This window comes from Vibrio sp. 1288, from assembly GCF_033344475.1.
In genome coordinates this window covers 1-929 of sequence record NZ_JAWPOX010000224.1, presented here as the reverse complement: position 1 = coordinate 929, position 929 = coordinate 1, and the positions used below count along the sequence as shown (strand labels likewise).

Below are 929 nucleotides of genomic sequence, written 5' to 3'. Positions count from 1 at the left end.
TGAGAACACCACAACCGAATAGGTCATTACAAGGATGATCTCTTTTACATCGATCAGCTTGTCTTGAACCACCCAAATCCCTGATGGAATTGAAAGTGCCATTGCTAGCGCTAGGCCGCCACGTAGGCCACCCCAAGTCAGAATTTTTACAGACCATGAGTTATATTTTCTGTAACGTTTAAAGCCTATGTATGAGATAAAGACACTGAGATAGCGAGAGGCTAGCACCAGAGGGACTGCAATTGCCATCATGATCCAGTCTTCTTCATGGAACTTAAATAGCAGCATCGACATGCCAATTAATAGGAATAGCACGCCGTTTAGGAACTCATCTACTAACTCCCAGAAGTGGTCTAGGTGGTCTTCACTCTCTTTAGAGAATCCAATAAAGCGAGTCCAGTTACCGATCATAATTCCCGACACCACCATCGCAAGTGGGCCTGAAACATGAATGTACTCAGCAAATGCGTAACCTGCTGTAGGAACACCGATGGTAAGTAGTAGCTCCATTGAGTGATCGTCAGTAGCACTGATTAGGTAGTGGAATACTAAGCCCAATAGAAAGCCATAGACGATCCCGCCAATCGCTTCTTGGATGAAGAGTAGAGTGACGCTACCGACTGTTGGTGCTTCTGAGCCAAATGCAATGGTGAAAAGCGTGACGAAAATAACCAAGCCGAAGCCATCATTGAATAGTGACTCCCCTTCGATCTGTGTCGAGATACGTTTAGGTGCATCTAACTTTTTAACGATAGCTAGAACGGCAATCGGGTCGGTAGGCGAGATTAATGCGCCAAATAGCAAGCAGTAAACCAAATCAAACTGTATGCCGATCAGCATACAAAGGCCATAAAGAACAAAGCCGATGAAGAAGGTTGAGAACAGGGTTGCTCCAAGAGCCAATACCGTAATTTCCCACTTTTGATCTT

Annotated in this window: 1 protein-coding gene; it reads right to left on the bottom strand. The window is 44.9% G+C overall.

From position 1 onward, the window contains the following. Positions 1–929: sodium:proton antiporter (locus R8O11_RS25850; RefSeq protein ID WP_318194690.1), on the bottom strand; the 929-nt coding region annotated here is incomplete at both ends.